Origin of the sequence: Pseudomonas sp. GM41(2012), assembly GCF_000282315.2 — a bacterium.
Taxonomy (GTDB): domain Bacteria; phylum Pseudomonadota; class Gammaproteobacteria; order Pseudomonadales; family Pseudomonadaceae; genus Aquipseudomonas.
Genome location: NZ_AKJN02000006.1, coordinates 2,520,628 through 2,542,713, shown reverse-complemented (window position 1 = coordinate 2,542,713; position 22,086 = coordinate 2,520,628). Strand labels below are relative to the sequence as shown.

Here is a 22,086-nt window from a genome sequence, read left to right as displayed (position 1 = left end):
TCCTTGCAATACCAGGCGCGACAGGTGCGCGCGACTGTCGAATTCTTTGGGGGTTACCCGTCTCGGCATGAAAAGGGCAGTGGAGAATCGAGTAAAAGCTCAGCTTTTTACCAAGATGGCCAATTAATGGCAATGAGCCATTTTTTTGTTTCAGCGCCCGTGCTAAAGCTCCAGCAGACAATTGCTCGCTGAACCTTCAGGGAATGGCGCTGCGGCCGATAACTGTGCAAGCGATAGCGTAAGAGGCTGCCTCGACGCTTGGTCGCGTGCTGTGCTGTGGCTATCATCTGCGCGCCGAAAGGGGCTGCGAAGCTGATCTCGTCCGTGTATTTGCCTTTGGGTTCTTCTTCTTAAATTGCCTGGAAATCTTCGATGCTGTCGTATCACCAAAAGCGTTTTTTGATCGTCGATGATTTTTCGGATTTCCGCAGTTCCGTCAGGTCCATGCTGCGCGAGCTGGGCGTCAAGGATGTCGACACCGCCGACACCGGTGAACAGGCGCTGCGTATGTGTTCGCAGAAGGCCTACGATTTCATCCTGCAGGACTTTCACCTGGGCGATGGCAAGAAGAACGGCCAGCAGGTGCTTGAAGACCTGATGATCGAGAAGCTGATCAGCCATGAGGCCGTGTTCGTCATGGTCACCGCCGAGACCAGTCAGGCGATGGTGCTCAGTGCGTTGGAACACGAACCCGATGCGTACCTGACCAAACCGTTCAACCGTTCCGGCCTGGCTCAACGCCTGGAGCGGCTGGAGCAACGCAAGACCTTGCTCAAGCCGATTCTGCAGGCCCTTGACCGGGGTAAACCGGTTGAAGTACTCAATGCCTGCATCGCCCTGTGCAAGCAAGATATCCGCTACTCGCCGTTGTGCCTGCGCTACCGCGCCGATGCCTTGCGCGACCTGAATCAGAACGAGGCGCTGGAGCGTCTCTATGACAGCATCATTGCCGATCGACCGTTGCCGTGGGCGTTTGCCGGCCTGGGCCAATTGCTGTTCAAGCGTGGCCAGGTCGCTCAAGCCAAAGGCGTCTACGAAAAAGCCCTGAAAGTGTTCCCGATGATGCCGGCGCTCTACGACGGCATGGCCGATGTGCTGGTCGCCGAAGGGGACACCAAGGCTGCGCAGAGTGTGTTGGAAGAGGCGATTCGCTTGTCGCCGCTGGCGGTGCGCCGGCAAGCGCAGTTGGGCAAGTTGGCCATGACCAACGAAGATTTTGAAACAGCTTCAAAGGCCTATCGCCAGGCGGTGGCCCAAGGTGCCCAGTCGCGCTTCAAGGATGCGGAAAGCAACCTCGGCCTGGCCCATGCCTTGATCAGTAAAGGTAGCGAAAAAGGTCTGGATACCCGGACTCGACTGGAAATCAACACGACGCTGAGTGCCGTGGCCAAGGAAAACCCTTCCGACCCGGGTCTGCAGATTCGTGCGCGATTGATGAAAGCCACCAGCCTGCTGCTCAACGATGCCGAAACCGCCGAGAAGCTTACCGAGCAGGCGATGATGCGCCTCGATGGCATGGAACAGTTCATGAGCGCCGAAGCGGCGCTGCTGGTGGCCAAGCAACTGCAGATGCTCGGCCAGGCCAGTGCCGGTGCCTCGATGCTGAAAAACTGCGCGGAAATCTACGGCGACGACCCGACGGTGATGAAGGGCATCGCCAAGTTGACCGACGATCCGACCATCCTCAACTCCGGCAACGCCGCTGCGGACCTCAACCGTCAGGGCGTGCGGGTGTACAAGACCGGCAACCTGGTGGAGGCGCGGCAGGTGTTCCGCAAAGCCCTGGCGCTGCAACCGAAGAACATCAGTATCGCGCTGAACATGGCGCAGTCGCTGCTGCACGGCACCGACACCAATGTCCCTTCGGCGGAGCTGGAAGAATGTCGGACGTGTCTGAAAATGGTCGGCCTGATGCCCGACACCGATGCGCGCTTTCCCCGTTATCAGAAGTTGCGAAGCAAGGCGTTTGGCGAATGAACAACAGCGAACAGGCACTCGATTTTTCCACGGTGATTGCCTCCACCGTGCACGACATGAAGAATTCCCTGGCGATGGTGATGCAGGCCCACAGCCAATGGTTGGCGCGCCTGCCGGATCCGCAGCAGCACACTCCGGAGCAGGGTGTAATCGAATTCGAGTTCGCGCACCTCAATAGCATGCTGGTGCAGTTGCTGGGGCTGTACAAACTCGGCGTCAACCAGATGCCGTTGCAACCGGCCTACCATGAACTGGATGACTTCATCGAAGCGCAATTGGCCTGCCACCAGGACGTGTTCGCCAGTCGCGGCATCATGGCGACCTATGAAGTGGACCCGCTGAGCCCTCTGGGTTTCTTCGACCGGGAGCTGATTGCTTCGGTGCTGGGCAACAGCATCAACAACGCCATTCGTTACGCCCGCCACGCGGTGTTGATCAGCGTCAGCGATGAAGCCGGGCAATTGGTGCTGACCGTCAACGACGATGGCGAGGGTTATCCACCCGAGATGATCGAGCGTCAGGCCGATTACGTGCAGGGCATCAACCACAGCAGCGGAAGCACTGGCCTGGGTCTGTACTTTGCCGGGCGGATTGCCGCACTTCATCAGCGCAACGGCGTAGGCGGACGCACCGAAATCAGCAATGGCGGCCCGCTGGGCGGCGGGGTGTTCAGCCTTTACCTCCCCTGACGGGTCTTTTTGTTGGCTGCTGCTTGATATTCCGAACAGGTGGAGCCTATTTTGTACGGGTCGCCGTTCGCGGCTCGCACAACAACAAAGGATTGCGTCATGACAACCGATGGCCATAGTTCATTCGCGGAGCGATTGACGGGCATTGATGAGATCGAATGTGTCACGCCGGATTTGAATGGCGTACCCCGTGGCAAGGTAATGACCGCCGAAGGCTTTCTCGAGGGGCGGCGTTTGCAGATGGCGCGGGGGGTGCTGCTGCAATGCATCATGGGCGGATATCCGCCAGCGCGCTTTTACGGCAGCGATGATGGCGACCTGGCGCTGGTGCCCGACCCGGCACAGATCCATCGCTTGCCGTGGAGCCAGCAACCGCGAGCCTTGGCCATTTGCGATGCTGAGGAGCTGACCGGCGAAAGCTCGTCTCTGTCGACCCGCGGCCAACTCAAAGCCGTGATCGCGCGTTACGCGGCCCTCGGCCTGGCACCGGTGGTGGCGACCGAGCTGGAATTTTTTGTCTTCGCGCCCAATACCGACCCGACTCAACCGTTCCAGCCGCCGCTGGGCCTGGACGGTCGTCGGGAGGATGGTCATTCGGCGTTCAGTATCAGTTCCAATAATGGTTTGCGGCCGTTCTTCACTGAAGTCTACGCCTGCATGGCGGCCCTGGGCTTGCCGCGCGATACCTTCATGCACGAGATGGGCGTCAGCCAGTTCGAGATCAACCTGCTGCACGGCGACCCACTGCTGCTGGCCGACCAGACACTCCTGTTCAAACATCTGCTTAAAGAAGTCGCGCTCAAGCATGGCTTGAGCGTGGTTTGCATGGCCAAGCCACTGGCGCACACGCCGGGCAGTTCGATGCATATTCACCAGAGCATCATCGAGATCGGCAGCGGGCGTAACGTGTTCAGCGACAAGGCGGGTGAGCCGACCGCGACCTTCCGTCATTTCATCGCGGGTCAGCAGGCCGGCATGGCGGATTTCACTGCGTTGTTCGCACCGAACGTGAACTCGTATCAGCGCTTGTGCCATCCCTTCGCATCACCGAATAATGCCTGCTGGTCCCACGACAACCGTGCGGCCGGATTGCGTATTCCGGCGAGTTCGCCCGCCGCTCGTCGGGTCGAGAACCGCTTGCCGGGGGCTGATGCAAATCCTTACCTGGCGATCGCCGCCAGCCTTGCCGCAGGGTTGTATGGCATTGAACACAAACTGGAGCCGAGCGAGCCGATCCAGGGCGAATTTGAAGTACCGGACAATCTTTCGTTGCCGTGTACCTTGCATGCGGCTCTTGAACGTCTGAAACGTAGTCAATTGGCAAAGGAACTGTTTGGCAAGGAGTTCATCGAAGGCTACATCGCCTCGAAGACCATGGAGTTGACCAGCTTCTTTGATGAAATTACTCCCTGGGAGCGGCGTGTTTTAGCGGCCCAGGCCTGACGATCCGTCGACATCAGGCTATCGTTTGTCGGTAGCCTGAAACTCACTGCAAGGAGCCGCTCGGAACGCCGATGCGCCAAATCTGGAAACCCTTTCGAGCGCTTTATTTTGCCTCGCTGATGATGTTGATCGGCTCTGGCCTGTTGAGTACTTACCTGGCCTTGCGCCTGGCCGCCGACCATGTCGACAGCCTGTGGGTCGGTGCGTTGATGGCAGCCAACTATTGCGGCCTGGTGCTGGGTGGCAAGATCGGCCACCGGTTGATCGCCCGGGTCGGGCATATTCGCGCCTATTCGGCCTGCGCCGGGATTGTCGGTGCGGCGGTGCTGGGCCATGGCCTGGTGGACTGGTTGCCCGCCTGGATCTTCCTGCGGGTCATCGTCGGCCTCGGCATGATGTGCCAATACATGGTCATCGAAAGCTGGCTCAATGAGCAGGCTGAAGCCTCGCAGCGCGGGACGGTATTCAGCGGCTACATGATCGCCTCGTACCTGGGGCTGGTGCTGGGTCAGTTGATTCTGGTCATGCACCCGGGCCTGGGTCTTGAGCTGCTGATGCTGGTCGCCTTGTGCTTCGCGCTGTGCCTGGTGCCGGTGGCCCTGACCCGGCGGATTCACCCGGCGCCGTTGCACCCGGCACCGATGGAACCGCGGTTCTTCATCAAGCGCGTGCCGCAGTCGTTGAGCACGGTGCTGGGAGCGGGGCTGATCATCGGTTCGTTCTACGGTCTGGCTCCGCTGTATGCCTCACAGCAGGGATTGTCCACGGAGCAGGTCGGTCTGTTCATGGGTAGCTGCATTTTTGCGGGCTTGCTTGTGCAATGGCCGTTGGGCTGGCTGTCCGACCGTTATGACCGGGCGCTGTTGATCCGCTGTTTTGCGTTGGTCCTGGCGCTGACCGCGTTGCCGCTGGCAATCATGCAACAGGTACCGCTGGAGATTTTGTTTATCACTGGGTTCTGCTGTTCTCTGGTGATGTTCTGCCTGTATCCGCTGGCGGTGGCATTCTCCAACGACCACGTCGAGGGTGATCGCCGGGTGTCCCTGACGGCGATGCTGTTGGTGACCTACGGTGTTGGCGCCAGTATCGGACCGCTGGTGGCCGGGGTGCTGATGAAGCTGTTCGGCAGCCACATGCTCTATGCCTTCTTCAGTTTCTTCGCGTTGGTGCTGGTGTGGCGGATTCGCCCGAAAGCGGTGACCAACCTGCATGTGGTGGACGATGCACCGCTGCATCACGTCGCCATGCCGGACAGTATGTCGAGTTCGCCGTTGGTGGCTTGCCTTGACCCACGGGTCGATGAGCAGGTGGTTCAGGATCAGATGCAGAACCCGATCAACCCTGAGCCGGAACCTGAATCAGAGCCCGAAACCGATCCGACACCCGAAGACCCTGATGCACCTCGCGAACAAAGTTTTACCGAGGCCAGGCCATAACGCATAAAAACAACGCATAAAAAAACGGGCAGTCACCGCAAGGGACTGCCCGTTTTCTATTGAAGCGTCTTATTACATGTCGTCTTTGTCGAAGCGCCGCGCTTCGCGCTGAAGCTGATAGACGAACCGTTCGACCTGCCGCTGCACCAGCCCGCTCATGTTGTGAAAGCGCACGCCGGCGAAGGTGGTGGAGATCCTTTCTTCGAAGTGCAGGTAGCGCAGCTCGACCGGCGCCGTCATGTTGCCAAAGGGCAGGGCGGCGATGAAGCGGTCATAGACCTGGCCCAGTTGCAGGCTGCCCGTGATGTCGCCTTCGAAGCGCAACTTGCAGCCGGTGGCGGAGATGTCCAATAGCTTGCCGCTGATCGGCGACTTGAGCTTTTCACCGCCCAGATCGACGTTGACCAGTTGTGCCAGCTTCAATGCTGCGCGGAATGCATTACGACGCTGGTGGTAAACCACCTCGGTAGGCAGGGCGCCACGGTAGCAGCGACCGCCACCGGATTCGTCGATGGTCAACGGGCCGTTGCTTTCCCAGGCAATACGTACGCCGTCGTGAAAGCCTTCGACCTTGAACGGTTCGCCGGCGAGCAGAAAGCGTTCACCATCGCGGGGAATCATTTCGTCCAGGGCAATCATGTTGCTGTCACGGTCAATGTCCACCAGATAACTCTGGAAGCGCTGGTTGCGCTCATGGAACGTGATGATCAGCGGATCATGGCTGTCTTGCAGCTGGCGCAGGTTGCCGGAGATCTCCAACGGCGTGGTGAGCACCTTGGGTGGCTGCGGAGCATCTTCCGCGCTTAAGGCATTGAACACGGTTCATCAATCTCCAGGCAAAATATGACTACGACTGGCCAGCATATTGCCAGTATGTTACGCGTCTTGATAGTGCGCGCTTTTCAGCAGGCTCAAGCCTGACTGAGCGGGCGTGGCTTCGCAAGCGTGGAGGTTGATCCGCGCGCATCGTAGAGCGCTGGCGGCTCGCCGCCGTTGAGGATTTTCAGCTGATTGGCCGTCGCGGCCTGTTGCACCAGGATTGACTGGCCATTCTTGATGTTGGCTGCCTGGCACTGATCCAGAAGGTCGGTCAATACGTCGCTCTGCTCCAACAGCTGATCACCAATGCTCGAATGGCTGGCAAGTTGCTCCAGGCCGTTGCGATTGGTCGGCAGGTTGAGGCTGGCGAGGATTTCACTGCGCTTGCGGCCATGCTGATCGAGCAAAATGATCAATGCCTGTTTCTGCGCCAGAATCTCTTCGAGCAGTGGCATGTCGCGACCGTGCAAGGCGAGGGACTCGGTTTGCAGTAACTCCAGCAAGTGCTGTGCCGGAGCGAAATCGTCGGTGATCAGTTGCAGTAAATTAGTGTCGTGCATGGCTGGCCTTGGGTTTTAAGCGTCCAAAAGCCTGGCGCAGGCGTTGGCCTAGCGCTGGGCTTCGAAGTTGAGCAGTTTGCTGGCTACACGGTTGCTGTCGACTTTGTAGCTGCCATCGGCAATCGCTGCTTTCAACTCGGCCACGCGGGCGTTGTCGACGGCAGGCTGATCGCGCAGCTTGTCAGTGACCTTCTGCAACTGTTGAGCCTCATTGCTGAGATGTACCGATTCCCCGCTTTTGACGGTACTGGCCTGTTCGGCCGGGGTATTCAGCGGTGCGGGCTTGCCGGCTTCGGCGGTTTCCTTCGCGGTGCTGGTACGTGTACTACCGGTAAGTGACGAGGAACTGTTTAAACGGCTGAAATCGATGACCATGACAAAAAACCTCTGGGTATTTGGACGCTTGCCATGTTTTCGGCCATACCCGGAAAAACTTTAGGCCCAATTATCAATGAGCTTGCGCGCGTCAACGCTTGCCCTGCATAGGGCACAGTCTAGGGAACAGTCGAGTGGCGCGCCAGTGTTCTACATGGCGACTTCCACCTGGCCGGGCGCGATGACTTGCGCCTTGATGACCCGCTGGGAGTTGAGGTTTTTCACCCGGATCTGTTCGCGCAAGCCGCCGTTGGACAGCGCTTCACCCGGCATGCGCACGCTCAGCGTTCCACTGCGGGCGGTAATCACCACCTGGTCGCCCTTGCTGATGACTTCTGCCTGTTCCATGTGCACCTGGGTCATGACCTGGTTGGCGACCATTGGTCGGGTAAGTTTCTGCCCGATCGCCTGGTCGACGGAAGTCAGGTAACCCTGGCTGATCAGGCTGATGTCACGCTCGCGCAGGGTCACATCCTGGGGCTCGACGATACCGGCGCGTCGCAGCGGGCGCGTGGTGGTCACAATGTCGCGAAACAGGCGCACTTGAGCGGGTACGAAGACCATCCAGGGTGACGCGCCCTCGCAGCGAACCTTGACCGTAACCCGGCCGAGCGGCGTGGCGGGGCTCTCCAGGGACGCTGTCAATTCCTTGTCGCACATGGGCATGCGCAGCCGCGGATCGAGCTGCTTGACCTCGATTTCGTAGCGGCCTTCCGTTTGACTGGTGGCCAGATAGTCTTCTACGGTGAATTCAAGAAAGCCCTGGGTGACGCCGATAAGCATGTCAGGCAAGGTAACCGCGTCAGCAAGGGCAGGGCAGCCAGCGTTGAACAGGCAGACAGCCGACACCGCGCAAAGCAATTTGCGGGCGTTTGATGTCAGGCGTCGGAAAAATGTCGGTTCTGTGTTCATAAGAGTTAAAAAGCAAGCGCCGTGCCGTTTAGTGATGAATGCGCGTCGCAACACACTTAAGCGTTGGTGTAGGAGTCTGTGCATGGCTGGTGTAATGGATGCGGTAAACCAGCGCACGCAACTGGTAGGGCAGAATCGCCTTGAGCTGTTGTTGTTCCGTCTCGACGGCCAGCAGCTGTATGGGATCAACGTGTTCAAGGTTCGGGAGGTGCTGCAATGCCCCAAACTGACGCTGATGCCAAAATCCAGTCCTGTCGTGTGCGGTGTGGCAAATATTCGGGGGGCGACCATTCCGATTCTTGATCTGGCGATGGCGACCGGCTCCGGCGCGCTGAAAGATCAAAGCAATCCCTTCGTGATCATCACGGAGTACAACACCAAGACCCAGGGTTTCCTGGTGCGGTCAGTGGAACGCATCGTCAACATGAACTGGGAGGAGATTCATCCGCCACCCAAGGGCACGGGACGCGATCATTACCTGACGGCTGTGACTCGGGTCGACAATCAGTTAGTCGAAATCATCGACGTCGAGAAAGTGCTGGCAGAAGTGGCGCCAACACCGGAAGCGATTTCCGTCGGCGTGGTGGATGTCGAAACCCAGCACAAGGCGCTCTCTTTGCGAGTACTGACGGTCGATGACTCGTCGGTGGCGCGCAAGCAGGTGACCCGTTGCCTGCAGACGGTCGGTGTCGAAGTGGTGGCGTTGAACGACGGTCGGCAAGCGCTGGATTACTTGCGCAAGCTGGTCGACGAGGGCAAGAAGCCGGAAGAAGAGTTCCTGATGATGATTTCCGACATCGAGATGCCGGAGATGGACGGGTACACCCTCACGGCCGAGATCCGCAACGACCCTCGCATGCAAAAGCTTCACATCATCCTGCATACTTCGTTGTCGGGTGTGTTCAATCAGGCGATGGTCAAGAAGGTCGGTGCCGATGACTTCCTTGCCAAATTCCGTCCTGATGACCTGGCATCCCGGGTAGTCAACCGGATCAAAGCAGCAGACATCAGCTAGGGGCCTTTTGCCCCTAACGGTTAATACGATTTAAGAGGCGGTATCTTTGTCTACGGGTAATTTGGATTTCGAACAGTTCCGGGTCTTCCTGGAAAAAGCCTGTGGCATTTTGCTCGGTGAAAACAAGCAATACCTGGTCTCGAGCCGTCTCAACAAACTGATGGAACAGCAAGGCATCAAGTCCCTGGGTGAGCTGGTCCAGCGCATCCAGACCCAGCCGCGCAGCGGTTTGCGCGAGATGGTGGTGGATGCCATGACCACTAACGAAACCCTGTGGTTTCGTGACACCTATCCGTTTGAAGTCTTGAAGAACAAGGTGCTGCCCGCAGCGATCAAGGCCGCCCCTGGCCAGCGTCTGCGGATCTGGTCGGCGGCCTGTTCGTCGGGTCAGGAACCGTATTCGCTGTCGATGTCGATCGATGAGTTCGAGCGCGTGAACATGGGCCAGTTGAAGATGGGCGTGCAGATCGTTGCCACCGACCTGTCCGGTACCATGCTGACCAACTGCAAGACCGGCGAGTACGACAGCCTGGCCATCGGCCGTGGCCTGTCGCCCGAGCGCCTTCAACGATACTTCGACCCGAAAGGGCCGGGGCGCTGGGCCATCAAGGCGCCGATCAAGAGCCGGGTGGAGTTTCGCTCGTTCAACCTGCTGGACAGCTACGCGAGCCTCGGCAAGTTCGACATCGTGTTCTGCCGCAACGTGCTGATCTACTTCTCCGCGGAGGTGAAGAAAGACATCCTGTTGCGTATTCACAGCACATTGAAGCCGGGCGGTTATCTGTTCCTCGGTGCTTCCGAGGCGCTGAACGGTTTGCCGGATCATTACCAGATGGTCCAGTGCAGCCCGGGGATCATTTACCAGGCGAAGTGATTCGTTGGCGTCATCAAAAAACGGGAGACCTCAGGGGCTCCCGTTTTTTTATGCCTGCTCATTCCTCATAGGCGCTGCAACACCTGTAGGAGCATGGCTTGCCCGCGATGGCGGTGTGTCAGTCAATGATGATGTTGTCTGACACACCGCCATCGCGGGCAAGCCATGCTCCTACAGGGGATAGGTGTTGCCCAGGGGAAAGCGGCAGAAAAGCGGCAGGCGGCGGAAATCGGTTGCCGCTTTTCTGGCATTGCCACATTGCCACTGCCCGCAAAGCCCCGGTTTATGGGCTTTTTTGAATTGGCACGACGCTTGCTATGTCCCTGTTACGAAAAATCAGGTCACCCAAAGGTTTCCGACATGAGCATCAGCTTCGATAAAGCGCTCGGTATCCACGAACAAGCCTTGGGCTTCCGCGCCCAGCGTGCTGAAGTCCTGGCCAACAACATCGCCAACGCCGACACCCCGAACTACAAGGCTCGGGATCTGGACTTCTCCAAAGTGCTCGCCGCACAGAACGAGAAGACCAAGAGCGGATCTTTCGCCTTGAACATGACCAACAGCCGTCATATCGAAGCCGAAGGCCTGGGCAATGGTGACGAGTCGCTGATGTATCGCACGCCGATGCAACCGTCGATCGACCAGAACACCGTGGACGCCCAGCTGGAACAGTCGAACTACGCGGAAAACGCGGTCAACTTCCAGGCCAGCTTCACCCTGCTCAACAGCAAATTCAAAGGGCTGGTGTCAGCCCTTCGTGGAGAGTAAGTCATGTCTCTATCCAGTGTTTTCAACATTGCCGGTAGCGGCATGAGTGCCCAGACCACTCGCTTGAACACCGTCGCCAGTAACATCGCCAACGCCGAGACCGTCTCGTCGAGCATCGACCAGACCTACCGTGCACGGCACCCGGTATTCGCCACCATGTTCCAGGGCGGCCAGAGCGGCGGCAGCGACTCGCTGTTCCAGAACCAGGACGCCGCCGGTCAAGGCGTGCAAGTGCTGGGCGTGGTCGAAGACCAGAGCAACCTTGAGGCGCGCTACGAGCCGAACCATCCGGCGGCCGACGCCAAGGGCTACGTCTACTACCCGAACGTCAACGTGGTGGAAGAAATGGCTGACATGATTTCCGCGAGCCGTTCGTTCCAGACCAACGCCGAAATGATGAACACCGCCAAAACCATGATGCAGAAGGTCCTGACCCTCGGTCAGTGATAAGGGGCGACTCAGATGAGTGTTACTGATACCACCAGTAGTTTGAGCCTCAAGGACATCCTGGCCAACTCCTCGATCAAGACCAGCACCAGTGCCGACGGCCTGGCGTCGGCGACGAACAGCGCCACCGGCAACAAGGCCCTGGGCAAGGACGCGTTCCTGCAGTTGCTGGTAACGCAACTGAAAAACCAGAACCCGCTGGAGCCGCAAGACAACGGTGCGTTTGTCGCCCAGTTGGCGCAGTTCAGTAGCCTGGAAGGCATCACCACGCTCAACGACACCGTCAGTGGCCTGGCGAGCAATTACAACTCGTCCCAGGCATTGCAGGCGTCGTCGCTGGTCGGGCGTTCGGTCATTGCACCGGCCGGATCGGCGGTGGTCGATACCTCCAAGAGTTTCAACGGCACCATTGCCGTACCGGCGTCGGTGGACCCGGTCACGGTCAAGATCACCGATGCCGATGGCAAGGTTGTCCGCACCATCGGCCTGGGCAGCCAGAACGCCGGTACTTCCAGTTTCATCTGGGACGGCAAAAACGATGCAGGCGAAGTGGCCAAGGCGGGTACCTATACCTTCGGCGCTACGGCGACCTACGACGGCAAGGCGACCTCGCTGGTGACGTACCTGCCAGCAACCGTCAACAGCGTGACCATCAGCCAGACGGGCGGTGAGTTGATGCTCAACCTGGCCGGGCTCGGCAGCATCGCCCTGTCCAAAGTACAAACTATTGGTATGTAGAGCCGACTAACACGGCACAAAGGAGTGGAATATGTCTTTCAATATCGGCCTTAGCGGTCTCTATGCAGCCAACAAACAACTGGACGTGACCGGCAACAACATCGCCAACGTCGCGACCACCGGTTTCAAATCGTCCCGTGCGGAATTCGAAGACGTTTACTCGGCCACCAAGCTGGGTTCGGGCAGCAAAACCATCGGTAACGGCGTGCGCCTGGCCAACGTTTCCCAGCAGTTCACCCAGGGCGACATCAACAACACCGGTAACGTGCTGGACATGGGTATCAACGGTTCCGGCTTCTTCGTGCTGAGCGAGAACGGGTCGATGTCCTACACCCGTTCCGGAACGTTCAAGGTCGACAAGGACGGTTACGTCACCAATAGCGATGGCTCTGCGCGTCTGCAGGGTTATGGCGTGGATGCCAATGGCAAGATCCTCAATGGCGTTTTGACTGACCTGCGCATCGATACTTCGAACCTGGCGCCAAAAAACACCTCTACGGTTTCGTCGACGATCAACCTGAACTCCACAGCTCCCATCATCGACCAGACTGTCAATCCGTTTGACCCGTCCAAGGAAGCATCTTTCACCAAGCAGTTCAGTACCCCGATTTACGATACCCAGGGTAACAAGCACGTCATGGATCAATACATGGTCAAGACGGGTGACAACACCTGGAACACCTACACCCTGATCGAGGGTCGCAACCCGGATGGTAGCGATCCAACCGTTACACCTCCTGTCGCGTCGACCATGGCGTTCGATTCGTCAGGCAAACTGGTTTCCGTCACCACTGCGGGGGTTGTCAGCCCTGACTTGAAGGTCACTGGTTGGGTTCCGGGTACCGTGACCAATGGCGTGTGGAAAGGCAACGGCGCGACCTCCGGCGTCATCACGGTCTCCATGGACAAAACCACGCAATACAACGCTGACACCGCGCGTTCGATTCCTTCGCAGAACGGCTACGCCACCGGCCAGATCACCAACCTGACCATCGACACCAGCGGTGTCATGCTGGCCAACTTCAGCAACAGCCAGACCAAGCCCATCGGCCAGATCTCGCTCGCCAGCTTTACCAACGAACAAGGTTTGCAACCGGTAGGCGGCACCAGCTGGAAAGAAACCTATGCGTCGGGTATCCCGGGCTACGATGCGCCGAACACCGGTACCTTGGGCGAGATCAACTCCAACTCCCTGGAAGAGTCCAACGTCAACCTGACCAATGAACTGGTCGACCTGATCAAGGCGCAGAGCAACTACCAGGCGAACGCCAAGACCATCTCCACCCAAAGCACCATCATGCAGACCATCATTCAGATGACCTGATGCGGGTTGGCTGAAAGCGCTGCACAAAGAGCCCCTCGATCGAGGGGCTTTTTTGTACCGGACAGAATCAATATCAAAAGATCGCAGCCTCGTTTCACTCGACAGCTCCTACAGGGGATCACAATTTCCTGTAGGAGCTGTCGAGTGAAACGAGGCTGCGATCTTTTGACCTTAAAGGCAGGCAAAAGAAAACCCCCGACAATCCAGAGGACTGATCGGGGGTTTTCAAGTAAGCGCCTTGCGGCGCCTACCGGCTCAGCTTATTGGCAAGCTTCGCAATCCGGCTCGTCGATGGCGCAAGCCTTCGGCACTGGAGCAGGGCCGGCAGGTGCTGCCAGGACCGAATCTTCACCGTGGTTGCCGCCGCTGGAAACAGCGTTCAGCTTGCCGGTGTTGATGGTCGACTTCTCGGTGCTGGTCGCGGCCAGGGCACGGAGGTAGTAAGTGGTTTTCAGACCACGGTACCAGGCCATGCGGTAGGTCACGTCCAGCTTCTTGCCCGATGCACCAGCGATGTACAGGTTCAGCGATTGAGCCTGGTCGATCCACTTCTGACGACGGCTTGCCGCGTCAACGATCCACTTGGTGTCCACTTCGAAGGCAGTCGCGTAGAGCTCTTTGAGTTCTTGCGGGATGCGCTCGATCTGTTGCACCGAACCGTCGTAGTACTTCAGGTCGTTGATCATGACCGAGTCCCACAGACCGCGAGCCTTCAGGTCACGAACCAGGTACGGGTTGATCACGGTGAATTCGCCCGACAGGTTCGATTTCACATAGAGGTTCTGGTAGGTCGGTTCGATCGACTGCGATACGCCGGTGATGTTGGCGATGGTCGCGGTCGGTGCGATGGCCATGATGTTGGAGTTACGAATGCCTTTCTGCACACGGGCACGAACCGGTGCCCAGTCCAGGGATTCGTTCAGGTCAACGTCGATGTACTTCTGGCCGCGCTGCTCGATCAGGATCTGTTGCGAATCCAGCGGCAGGATGCCTTTGGACCACAGCGAACCCTGGAACGTCTCGTAGGCGCCGCGCTCGTCAGCCAGGTCGCAGGAAGCCTGGATCGCGTAGTAGCTGACCGCTTCCATCGACTTGTCGGCGAACTCGACGGCAGCGTCGGAACCGTAAGGAATGTGCTGCAGGTACAGCGCGTCCTGGAAGCCCATGATGCCAAGGCCGACCGGACGGTGCTTGAAGTTGGAGTTCTTCGCTTGTGGCACCGAGTAGTAGTTGATGTCGATAACGTTATCGAGCATGCGAACGGCGGTGTTCACGGTGCGTTCCAGCTTGGCGGTGTCCAGCTTGCCGTTGGTGATGTGGTTCGGCAGGTTGATCGAGCCCAGGTTGCAAACGGCGATCTCGTCCTTGTTGGTGTTCAAGGTGATCTCGGTGCACAGGTTCGAGCTGTGAACCACGCCGACGTGCTGCTGCGGGCTGCGCAGGTTGCACGGGTCTTTGAAGGTCAGCCATGGGTGGCCGGTTTCAAACAGCATGGACAGCATTTTGCGCCACAGGTCTTTGGCCTGGATGGTCTTGAACAGCTTGATCTTGCCCGGGTACTCGGACAGGGCTTCGTAGTACTCGTAACGCTCTTCGAAGGCCTTGCCAGTCAGGTCGTGCAGGTCCGGCACTTCGGACGGCGAGAACAAGGTCCACTTGCCGTCATCGAAGACGCGCTTCATGAACAGGTCAGGGATCCAGTTGGCTGTGTTCATGTCGTGGGTACGACGACGATCATCACCGGTGTTCTTACGGAGTTCGATGAACTCTTCGATGTCCATGTGCCAGGTTTCCAGGTAGGCACAGACAGCGCCTTTGCGCTTGCCACCCTGGTTAACGGCGACGGCGGTGTCGTTCACTACTTTCAGGAACGGAACAACGCCCTGGGATTTGCCGTTGGTGCCCTTGATGTACGAACCGAGTGCACGAACCGGAGTCCAGTCGTTGCCCAGGCCGCCCGCAAATTTCGACAACATGGCGTTGTCGTGGATCGCGTGGTAGATGCCCGACAGGTCATCCGGAACGGTGGTCAGGTAGCAGCTCGACAGCTGTGGACGCAGAGTACCGGCGTTGAACAGGGTCGGGGTCGACGACATGTAGTCGAAGGACGACAACAGGTTGTAGAACTCGATCGCACGGTCTTCTTTGTTCTTCTCTTCGATCGCCAGGCCCATGGCCACGCGCATGAAGAAGATTTGCGGCAGTTCGAAGCGGATACCGTCCTTGTGGATGAAGTAACGGTCGTACAGGGTTTGCAGGCCCAGGTACGTGAACTGCTGATCGCGCTCGTGGTTGATTGCCTTGCCGAGTTTTTCCAGGTCGAAGGTCGCCAGGACCGGGTTCAGCAATTCGAATTCGATGCCCTTGGCGATGTAGGCAGGCAGGGCCTTGGCGTACAGGTCGACCATTTCGTGGTGGGTCGCGCTTTCGGCGACTTCCAGGAAGCTCAGGCCTTCGGCACGCAGGGTGTCCATCAGCAGGCGGGCGGTCACGAACGAGTAGTTCGGCTCACGCTCGACCAGCGTACGGGCGGTCATCACCAACGCGGTGTTGACGTCGGTCAGGGCCACGCCGTCGTACAGGTTTTTCAGGGTTTCGCGCTGGATCAGGTCGCCGTCGACTTCTGCAAGGCCTTCGCACGCTTCGGTGACGATGGTGTTCAGGCGGCCCATGTCCAGAGGAGCAAAGGTGCCATCGGCGCGGGTGATGCGGATCGACGGGTGAGCGTTGACTGCTTCCTCTGCCGGTGCGTGGGCGGCGCGTTCTTTCGAGCGACCGTCACGGTAGATCACGTAGTCGCGCGCCACTTTCTGCTCGCCGGCACGCATCAGGGCCAGTTCGACCTGGTCCTGGATTTCTTCGATGTGGATCGTGCCGCCCGAGGGCATGCGGCGCTTGAAGGTCGCGGTGACTTGTTCGGTCAGACGGGCAACGGTGTCGTGGATTCGCGACGAAGCGGCAGCGGTGCCGCCCTCAACTGCGAGAAACGCTTTGGTGATGGCGACGGTGATCTTGTCATCGGTGTAAGGAACGACAGTGCCGTTACGCTTGATCACGCGCAGTTGACCAGGCGCGGTGGCGGACAGATCCGAAGTCGAATCTGCGGCCTGCGGCAAGGTGCCCTGCGGGTTCTCGCGAGTTGTGTCGGTTTGCATGGGGGGTTGTCTCCACATTCTCTATGTTTGTTTGGGCACCATCTGGGTGCCCACCGTTCCGTCCTGAAGCACTACAACCGGCGAGGGGCCGGGCATACCAACTTCGGGACAGATCAGGAAGGGGCTATTGGGGCGCCGCTTCCATGCCGAAGTCTTTGGTCCCAGGCCTTGAACCTGAAACCGGGATCCTGTTGGGTGACAGTAATTGACTGCAACACCCGTACCGTTATCGCCGTTTCGGGCTCAAAAACAGTAGCCATCCGCACGCGCGGTTTGGTCTTTCGAAAATACGTTTGGTTCAACCGGAAAGAGGCAATAAAAGCGCTTGAAATCGGTATCCGGTTTGTGTTTGGTTTTTGGTGCAAAACCCTACATGTAGGGTTTTTTTGGCGCCGGGGTACAAGATAATGCGTTTTGGGGGGTGTTGCAACGTACTACCTGTGGATAAACCTGTGCGTAAATTGTGTGTGAAACGTGGAACGAGCGTGTAGGCCGCGACCTAGCTGGAGCGGACCGTTTTTCACTGATTTTCGCTGATTGAAAACAGTCGCTCGGGTTTTTAAGGGCGCGAACCCTATCACAAAAAACCGCGTTGTCCGAACGCATTTACCGGCTTGTGTTCTTGGCGAGTGGCGTTTATACAATCGGCCAATGCGTACGCATTCTTATCCTCCCCAATCATTACAAAAAGACGGGCGGATCCTTCCTTATTAAGTGTTGTTGGCAAGCAGAGGTCACCGTGGAGCAAGACAACTGGCAGGTATTGATTGTCGAGGACGACCAGCGTCTGGCCGAACTGACCCGCGACTACCTGGAAGCCAATGGTCTGTGCGTATCGATCGAGGGTAACGGCGCCTTGGCCGCGGCACGGATCATCAAGGAGAAGCCGGACCTGGTGATCCTCGACCTCATGTTGCCGGGCGAAGATGGCCTGAGCATCTGCCGCAAGGTCCGTGACAAGTATGACGGCCCGATCCTGATGCTCACCGCCCGCACCGACGACACCGATCAGATTCTTGGCCTTGACCTGGGCGCCGACGACTACGTGTGCAAGCCGGTTCGCCCCCGTCTTTTGCTGGCGCGCATCCAGGCCCTGTTGCGACGCAGTGAAGCCCCGGAAGTGGCGCCGGAAAAACAACGGCGTCTGCAGTTCGGTCCCTTGGTGGTCGACAACGCATTGCGCGAAGCCTGGCTGAACGACAACGGCATCGAACTGACCAGCGCCGAGTTCGACCTGCTCTGGCTGCTGGTGGCCAACGCCGGGCGCATCCTGTCCCGGGAAGAGATTTTCACCGCGCTGCGCGGCATTGGCTATGACGGCCAGGACCGTTCCATCGACGTGCGCATCTCGCGCATTCGCCCCAAAATCGGCGATGACCCGGAGCATCCACGGCTGATCAAGACCATCCGCAGCAAAGGTTATCTGTTCGTTCCGGAAGCCTGCGCGCTGTGAACTCTATCTTCCTGCGCATTTACGGTGGCATGTGCGCGGCGCTGATTCTGGTGGCGGTTCTCGGCGTACTGGCCTTGCACCTGCTTAACCAGGTGCGCGGCGAGCAATACCGCGAACGCCTGGCCCACGGCACGTTCTCGCTGATGGCCGACAATCTGAACCCGATGAACGAAACCGAGCGCCACCGTGCCTTGCTGGTGTGGGAGCGGTTGTTGGGGATTCCTCTGGCGCTGAAGACCTTTGCCCAGACCGACCTCGACCTCACCCAGCGCACCCGCGTGCTGCGCGGTCAGGCGCTGGTGGAACAGACCGGTCCGCACGCGGCGAAGGTTTACCGGTTGGTCAGCGACAAGGAACAGCTGGTGCTGACCGGCGAAGTCCAGCAAATCAGCGAACAACTGGCCCGGGCGACTATTTACCTGCTGGCCGATGAACTGGTGCGCTACCCGGTGGCCGAGCAACCCGAGCGCCTGGCGCAGTTGAAGCGCGATAAAGGGTTTGGTTTCGACTTGCGGCTGGTGACGATCGAACAGGCGGACATGGACGAGGACCAGAGTCGCCGGGTGTCCGAGGGTGACACGGTGATGGCGCTGGGCAAGGGCGGCGATTCGATCCGGGTGTTTGCCGGCATGGTCGGTACGCCGTGGGTGCTGGAAATCGGCCCGTTGTATCAGATGAATCCTTATCCGCCGGAGTGGCTGGTGCTGATCGCCGCCTTGGGTTTGAGCCTGATCGGTTTGATCGTCTATTTGTTGGTACGGCAACTTGAGCGCCGCTTGCGTGGCCTGGAAGCGGCCGCCACGCGCATCGCCAAGGGCAGCCTGGAAACCCGCGTGCCGGCACGCGGTGCGGACTCGGTGGGACGGCTGGCGTCGGCGTTCAACGGCATGGCCGAGCACTTGCAGCAGTTGCTGGCGATTCAGCGTGAGCTGGTGCGCGCCGTGTCTCATGAGCTGCGCACACCCGTGGCGCGGTTGCGTTTTGGTCTGGAAATGATCGGCTCGGCCACCACGCCGCAGGCGTTGGAAAAATACTGTGAAGGCATGGACCACGACATCGAAGATCTCGATCGCCTGGTGGACGAGATGCTCACCTACGCACGGCTGGAGCAGGGTTCACCGGCATTGAATTTTCAGTGGATCGATCTGGATGCGTTGGTCAATCAGGTGATCGAAGAACTGGCGCCGTTACGCGCCGAGGTCACGGTGCAGCGCGGTTTGTGCCTGTCCGCCGCGGACAACGACGACGCGTGGGTCGAGGCCGAGCCGCGTTACCTGCACCGGGCGTTGCAGAACCTGGTGAGCAACGCCATGCGCCACGCTCAATCACGGGTGACCGTCAGCTATCAGGTCGGGCAGCAGCGCTGTCGAGTGGATGTCGAGGATGACGGACCGGGCGTGCCGGAAACGGCCTGGGAGAAGATCTTCACGCCATTCCTGCGCCTCGACGACAGCCGTACCCGCGCCTCCGGTGGGCATGGGTTGGGGTTGTCCATCGTGCGGCGAATCATCCATTGGCATGATGGCCGGGCGTTGATCAGCAAGAGCAAAAGCCTGGGCGGGGCGTGTTTCAGTTTGAGTTGGCCGAGGAATCAGGAGAAGCGTTGAGATTGTTGGTGTCTGTTCTGGCCTCATCGCGAGCAAGCTTTGCTCCTACGGGTTTTGTGGCGAATGCGGAGTGTGTGATGTAGGAGCAAGGCTTGCCCGCGATGGCGTCATTGGAGACGCTAAAAGCCTTCAGGCCTTGATACTGACCAGACTCAACAACTGCCCATCAAAGACCCCAAACTGCGCATCCAGCTCAGTGCCATTGCACCACTCACTGGACAGATCAGTCAGCAACCGCAGCCGCACTTCACCGCTCTCGGTCCACTCCAGCACTTCAGCGTGCTCGAAATAGAAGCGCTGCTGAACGATCGGATACAGCGCCTTGAACAGGCTTTCCTTCACCGAAAACGTCAGGGTTACCAGCATCGCCAACTGATCGCGACGGCCGGCGGTCATGCGTTGCAACTCTGGCGGGGTGAGGATTTCCCCGGCCAGTCGCTCGGCCCGTTCAGGGTTAAGCAGGTTTTCCAGGTCCATCCCCAAGCCGCGCCAGTGGGTTTTCTTCGCGACAATCGCCGAGGCCCGGCCGGTGCTGTGGGTAATCGAGCCCGTGATGTGCGTCGGCCATACCGGTGCCCGGTCCTCGCCGATAGCCGGGATGAAGTTCAGCCCTTCCAACTGTTGCAACGCCGCCCGAGCGCAAACCCGCCCGGCGAGGAACTCCGCCTGACGCTTGGCGACCGAACGCTGGATGGTGGGTGGTGGCTCGATGGCGCTGCGTTGGAAATCATCGCTGGCCAGTTGCGAGGTATCGAAGTGAGTGCTCAACAGCACCGTATCGGGCAGCGCAAACGGCAGCGGCCAATGGGCATCGAGTGGGGTACAACAGACGGGTAGGGCGGGGGCGCGATTCATGTGGGGCATTTTGCCGGGTTGCTCTCAGGCTGGGTAGCCCCACACGATCACGGCGTCAGCCAAAGATTTTCTTGAAGAACGCCTGCATGTCCGCCCAGGATTTTTCATCCGCTGCTTTGTTATAGCCAATATCCGGCCCGGCATGATCGCCATGGCTCAGACGATCCGCATCAGGATTACTGAACCCATGCTTGGCACCTTCAAGGCTGACAAACTTATAGTCAGCCCCGGCTTTATCCATCTCGGCCTTGAAGGCCGCAACGTTATCCGCCGTTACCATGCTATCCAGAGCGCCATGTTCGACCAGAATCTTGGCTTTCACGCTACCCGGTGTGGCAGGCGTCTTGGTCGCCAGCGCACCGTGAAAACTCACCACGCCCGCCAGCGGCAAACCCTGACGTGCCGCATTCAGCACCACGCCACCGCCGAAGCAATAACCGATAGCGGCGATTTTGTCCGGATCGGTTTGCGGTTGCTTCTTCAGCAGATCGAGCCCGGCCTGAAAGCGGGCACTGGACGCGGCACTGTCTTTCAACGCGGCCTGCATGAAGGCCATGGCGTCCTTGGGATGCTCAGTGTTTTTGCCATCGCCATACATGTCGATGGCCAGTGCGCTGTAGCCCAGACCGGCGAGATCACGGGCGCGGCGCTTGGTGTACTCGTTGAGCCCCCACCATTCGTGCACCACCACAACGCCAGGGCGTGCGCCTTTGATGGCGTCGTCATAGGCGAAATAGCCGATCATTTTGGTGCCGTCAGTACTTTGATAGGGGATTTCCTGAGTCTTGATGGCGGCTTGAGTCAGCCCGTTCAAGGCCAGCAAGACGAAAGCGAGAAACATGCGCATGGTCGGATCTCCTGACAGAAAAGTCGTCAAAAACAGCTGGGTCGATCTGGTTCAGCTTAGGTTCAGAGAGCGTTCAGGGGGAGTTCAGGGCCGGGTGAGTAACCTTGCCCCGTACCCAAATAGCATATAGCGCATAAGGAACGCCCCTATGACTGGCTTCAAAAAACTGCTTCTGGCTTTCACTGTCCTGAGCGCGAGCACCGCGGCTTTCGCTTCCGACGACAATTTCGCCAGCCTTACTTTTGGACAGACCAGCGACAAGGTCAAAAAGTCCCACGCCCTGAACGACAACCTCAACCGCCCGAACGCCGATGGCGTGATCGGCAAGGACAACACCTGGGGTGTGCGTCTGGGCCAGCAAAACAGCCAGGGCCGCTACTACGCCACTTACGACAACGTGTCGGGCTCGCACAATGGCATTAAACTGCGTCAGGAAAACCTCCTGGGCAGCTACGATCTGTTCTACCCGGTGGGCGGCAGCACCAAGCTGTTCGGGGGCGCCACGGCCGGTTTGACCAAAATGACTCAGGAATCGCCAGGTTTCAGCCGCGACAGCGACATCGGTTACGCCATCGGCGGCCAGTTGGGTGTCCTGCAACAGGTTTCGCAAAACACCTCGGTGGAACTGGGTTACCGTTACCTGCGCAGCAACGCCAGCACCGAGATGAGCGAGCGCGGTGGCAGCAAACAGGGTTCGCTGGACCTGACCAGCAGCGCCCAGACCTACCTGTCGGCGAACTACGCTTTCTAAAAAGCATTTCGCGGCCAGTCGATCAAGCCGCACAACCTGTG

20 protein-coding genes are annotated in these 22,086 nt (G+C 58.8%); 13 read left to right on the top strand and 7 right to left on the bottom strand.

The annotated features are described in order from the left end of the window. Window positions 1–372 precede the first annotated feature (372 nt). The 4 genes from PMI27_RS14480 to PMI27_RS14495 all read left to right on the top strand — a co-directional run bounded on the left by PMI27_RS14480 (window position 373) and on the right by PMI27_RS14495 (window position 5,545). Entirely contained in the window at window positions 373–1,977 is a 1,605-nt protein-coding gene (locus tag PMI27_RS14480) for a tetratricopeptide repeat-containing response regulator (protein ID WP_008147943.1), read from the top strand. After that, window positions 1,974–2,666: a sensor histidine kinase gene (locus tag PMI27_RS14485; RefSeq protein WP_008147944.1), complete on the top strand. Its 693-nt coding sequence runs from the start codon at window positions 1,974–1,976 to the stop codon at window positions 2,664–2,666. The genes PMI27_RS14480 and PMI27_RS14485 overlap by 4 nt, the downstream gene beginning before the upstream one ends. Before the next feature lie 201 nt (window positions 2,667–2,867). Beyond that, on the top strand, window positions 2,868–4,109 hold the full coding sequence (locus PMI27_RS14490; RefSeq protein ID WP_177327862.1) for a glutamine synthetase family protein: 1,242 nt from the start codon (window positions 2,868–2,870) through the stop codon (window positions 4,107–4,109). Window positions 4,110–4,180: 71 nt separating this feature from the next. Continuing rightward, window positions 4,181–5,545 carry an MFS transporter gene (locus PMI27_RS14495; protein ID WP_008147946.1) on the top strand — a complete coding sequence of 455 codons (1,365 nt, stop codon included), beginning with the start codon at window positions 4,181–4,183 and terminating at the stop codon, window positions 5,543–5,545. A gap of 72 nt (window positions 5,546–5,617) precedes the next feature. On the opposite strand, the gene PMI27_RS14500 is transcribed toward PMI27_RS14495, so the two are convergent. The 4 genes from PMI27_RS14500 to flgA all read right to left on the bottom strand — a co-directional run bounded on the left by PMI27_RS14500 (window position 5,618) and on the right by flgA (window position 8,211). After that, window positions 5,618–6,364 carry a flagellar brake protein gene (locus PMI27_RS14500; RefSeq protein WP_008147947.1) on the bottom strand — a complete coding sequence of 249 codons (747 nt, stop codon included), beginning with the start codon at window positions 6,362–6,364 and terminating at the stop codon, window positions 5,618–5,620. Window positions 6,365–6,456: 92 nt separating this feature from the next. Then, the gene (locus PMI27_RS14505; protein ID WP_008147949.1) at window positions 6,457–6,924 is read right to left on the bottom strand and encodes a flagella synthesis protein FlgN; all 468 of its coding nucleotides are present in this window, start codon (window positions 6,922–6,924) and stop codon (window positions 6,457–6,459) included. Window positions 6,925–6,972: 48 nt separating this feature from the next. Continuing rightward, on the bottom strand, window positions 6,973–7,299 hold the full coding sequence (gene flgM, locus PMI27_RS14510) for a flagellar biosynthesis anti-sigma factor FlgM (RefSeq protein ID WP_008147951.1): 327 nt from the start codon (window positions 7,297–7,299) through the stop codon (window positions 6,973–6,975). A gap of 150 nt (window positions 7,300–7,449) precedes the next feature. After that, entirely contained in the window at window positions 7,450–8,211 is a 762-nt protein-coding gene (flgA, locus tag PMI27_RS14515) for a flagellar basal body P-ring formation chaperone FlgA (RefSeq protein WP_033053239.1), read from the bottom strand. A gap of 82 nt (window positions 8,212–8,293) precedes the next feature. On the opposite strand from flgA, the gene PMI27_RS14520 reads away from it, so the two are divergent. The 6 genes from PMI27_RS14520 (at window position 8,294) to flgE (ending at window position 13,377) form a co-directional block, all read left to right on the top strand. Then, window positions 8,294–9,226, top strand: coding sequence for a chemotaxis protein CheV (locus PMI27_RS14520; RefSeq protein ID WP_008147956.1), 933 nt, complete (start codon window positions 8,294–8,296; stop codon window positions 9,224–9,226). Between the two features lie 46 nt (window positions 9,227–9,272). Then, window positions 9,273–10,100 carry a protein-glutamate O-methyltransferase CheR gene (gene cheR, locus PMI27_RS14525; RefSeq protein ID WP_008147958.1) on the top strand — a complete coding sequence of 276 codons (828 nt, stop codon included), beginning with the start codon at window positions 9,273–9,275 and terminating at the stop codon, window positions 10,098–10,100. A 360-nt stretch (window positions 10,101–10,460) separates the two neighbouring features. Continuing rightward, complete coding sequence (flgB, locus tag PMI27_RS14530) at window positions 10,461–10,868, top strand: flagellar basal body rod protein FlgB (protein ID WP_008147960.1); 408 nt, start codon at window positions 10,461–10,463, stop codon at window positions 10,866–10,868. 3 nt (window positions 10,869–10,871) lie between these two features. Next, window positions 10,872–11,315 (top strand): flagellar basal body rod protein FlgC, encoded by a 444-nt coding sequence (gene flgC, locus PMI27_RS14535; protein ID WP_007937507.1) that lies wholly within the window; start codon window positions 10,872–10,874, stop codon window positions 11,313–11,315. 15 nt (window positions 11,316–11,330) lie between these two features. Continuing rightward, complete coding sequence (flgD, locus tag PMI27_RS14540; RefSeq protein WP_008147962.1) at window positions 11,331–12,053, top strand: flagellar hook assembly protein FlgD; 723 nt, start codon at window positions 11,331–11,333, stop codon at window positions 12,051–12,053. Window positions 12,054–12,084: 31 nt separating this feature from the next. Then, window positions 12,085–13,377, top strand: a complete 1,293-nt coding sequence (flgE, locus tag PMI27_RS14545; RefSeq protein WP_008147964.1) for a flagellar hook protein FlgE — start codon at window positions 12,085–12,087, stop codon at window positions 13,375–13,377. Between the two features lie 260 nt (window positions 13,378–13,637). On the opposite strand, the gene PMI27_RS14550 is transcribed toward flgE, so the two are convergent. Continuing rightward, window positions 13,638–16,532 carry a ribonucleoside-diphosphate reductase subunit alpha gene (locus PMI27_RS14550; protein ID WP_008147967.1) on the bottom strand — a complete coding sequence of 965 codons (2,895 nt, stop codon included), beginning with the start codon at window positions 16,530–16,532 and terminating at the stop codon, window positions 13,638–13,640. Window positions 16,533–17,271: 739 nt separating this feature from the next. On the opposite strand from PMI27_RS14550, the gene PMI27_RS14555 reads away from it, so the two are divergent. Together PMI27_RS14555 and PMI27_RS14560 are read left to right on the top strand one after the other, a co-directional pair. After that, entirely contained in the window at window positions 17,272–17,985 is a 714-nt protein-coding gene (locus PMI27_RS14555; RefSeq protein WP_008147968.1) for a winged helix-turn-helix domain-containing protein, read from the top strand. Beyond that, the gene (locus PMI27_RS14560; protein ID WP_008147969.1) at window positions 17,982–19,592 is read left to right on the top strand and encodes an ATP-binding protein; all 1,611 of its coding nucleotides are present in this window, start codon (window positions 17,982–17,984) and stop codon (window positions 19,590–19,592) included. Before PMI27_RS14555 ends, PMI27_RS14560 begins: the two co-directional genes overlap by 4 nt. 129 nt (window positions 19,593–19,721) lie before the next feature. On the opposite strand, the gene PMI27_RS14565 is transcribed toward PMI27_RS14560, so the two are convergent. Both PMI27_RS14565 and PMI27_RS14570 read right to left on the bottom strand, forming a co-directional pair. After that, entirely contained in the window at window positions 19,722–20,447 is a 726-nt protein-coding gene (locus PMI27_RS14565; protein ID WP_202962620.1) for a 4'-phosphopantetheinyl transferase family protein, read from the bottom strand. A 55-nt stretch (window positions 20,448–20,502) separates the two neighbouring features. Next, a complete protein-coding gene (locus PMI27_RS14570) occupies window positions 20,503–21,294 on the bottom strand; it encodes a dienelactone hydrolase family protein (RefSeq protein ID WP_008147971.1) in 792 nt (263 codons plus the stop codon). Window positions 21,295–21,442: 148 nt separating this feature from the next. Here PMI27_RS14570 and PMI27_RS14575 point away from each other — a divergent pair, with 148 nt between their 5' ends. Further along, window positions 21,443–22,045, top strand: a complete 603-nt coding sequence (locus PMI27_RS14575; protein ID WP_008147972.1) for a hypothetical protein — start codon at window positions 21,443–21,445, stop codon at window positions 22,043–22,045. The last annotated feature ends 41 nt before the right edge of the window (window positions 22,046–22,086 follow it).

Coding starts and splice junctions, on each gene's coding strand:
- flgE (WP_008147964.1), top strand. CDS start 12,085: ATGTCTTTCAATATCGGCCTTAGCGGTCTCTATGCAGCCAACAAACAA.
- flgM (WP_008147951.1), bottom strand. CDS start 7,299: ATGGTCATCGATTTCAGCCGTTTAAACAGTTCCTCGTCACTTACCGGT.
- flgB (WP_008147960.1), top strand. CDS start 10,461: ATGAGCATCAGCTTCGATAAAGCGCTCGGTATCCACGAACAAGCCTTG.
- PMI27_RS14480 (WP_008147943.1), top strand. CDS start 373: ATGCTGTCGTATCACCAAAAGCGTTTTTTGATCGTCGATGATTTTTCG.
- PMI27_RS14495 (WP_008147946.1), top strand. CDS start 4,181: ATGCGCCAAATCTGGAAACCCTTTCGAGCGCTTTATTTTGCCTCGCTG.
- PMI27_RS14490 (WP_177327862.1), top strand. CDS start 2,868: ATGACCGCCGAAGGCTTTCTCGAGGGGCGGCGTTTGCAGATGGCGCGG.
- flgC (WP_007937507.1), top strand. CDS start 10,872: ATGTCTCTATCCAGTGTTTTCAACATTGCCGGTAGCGGCATGAGTGCC.
- PMI27_RS14505 (WP_008147949.1), bottom strand. CDS start 6,924: ATGCACGACACTAATTTACTGCAACTGATCACCGACGATTTCGCTCCG.
- flgD (WP_008147962.1), top strand. CDS start 11,331: ATGAGTGTTACTGATACCACCAGTAGTTTGAGCCTCAAGGACATCCTG.
- PMI27_RS14485 (WP_008147944.1), top strand. CDS start 1,974: ATGAACAACAGCGAACAGGCACTCGATTTTTCCACGGTGATTGCCTCC.
- PMI27_RS14550 (WP_008147967.1), bottom strand. CDS start 16,532: ATGCAAACCGACACAACTCGCGAGAACCCGCAGGGCACCTTGCCGCAG.
- flgA (WP_033053239.1), bottom strand. CDS start 8,211: ATGAACACAGAACCGACATTTTTCCGACGCCTGACATCAAACGCCCGC.
- PMI27_RS14570 (WP_008147971.1), bottom strand. CDS start 21,294: ATGCGCATGTTTCTCGCTTTCGTCTTGCTGGCCTTGAACGGGCTGACT.
- PMI27_RS14565 (WP_202962620.1), bottom strand. CDS start 20,447: ATGAATCGCGCCCCCGCCCTACCCGTCTGTTGTACCCCACTCGATGCC.
- PMI27_RS14520 (WP_008147956.1), top strand. CDS start 8,294: ATGGCTGGTGTAATGGATGCGGTAAACCAGCGCACGCAACTGGTAGGG.
- PMI27_RS14575 (WP_008147972.1), top strand. CDS start 21,443: ATGACTGGCTTCAAAAAACTGCTTCTGGCTTTCACTGTCCTGAGCGCG.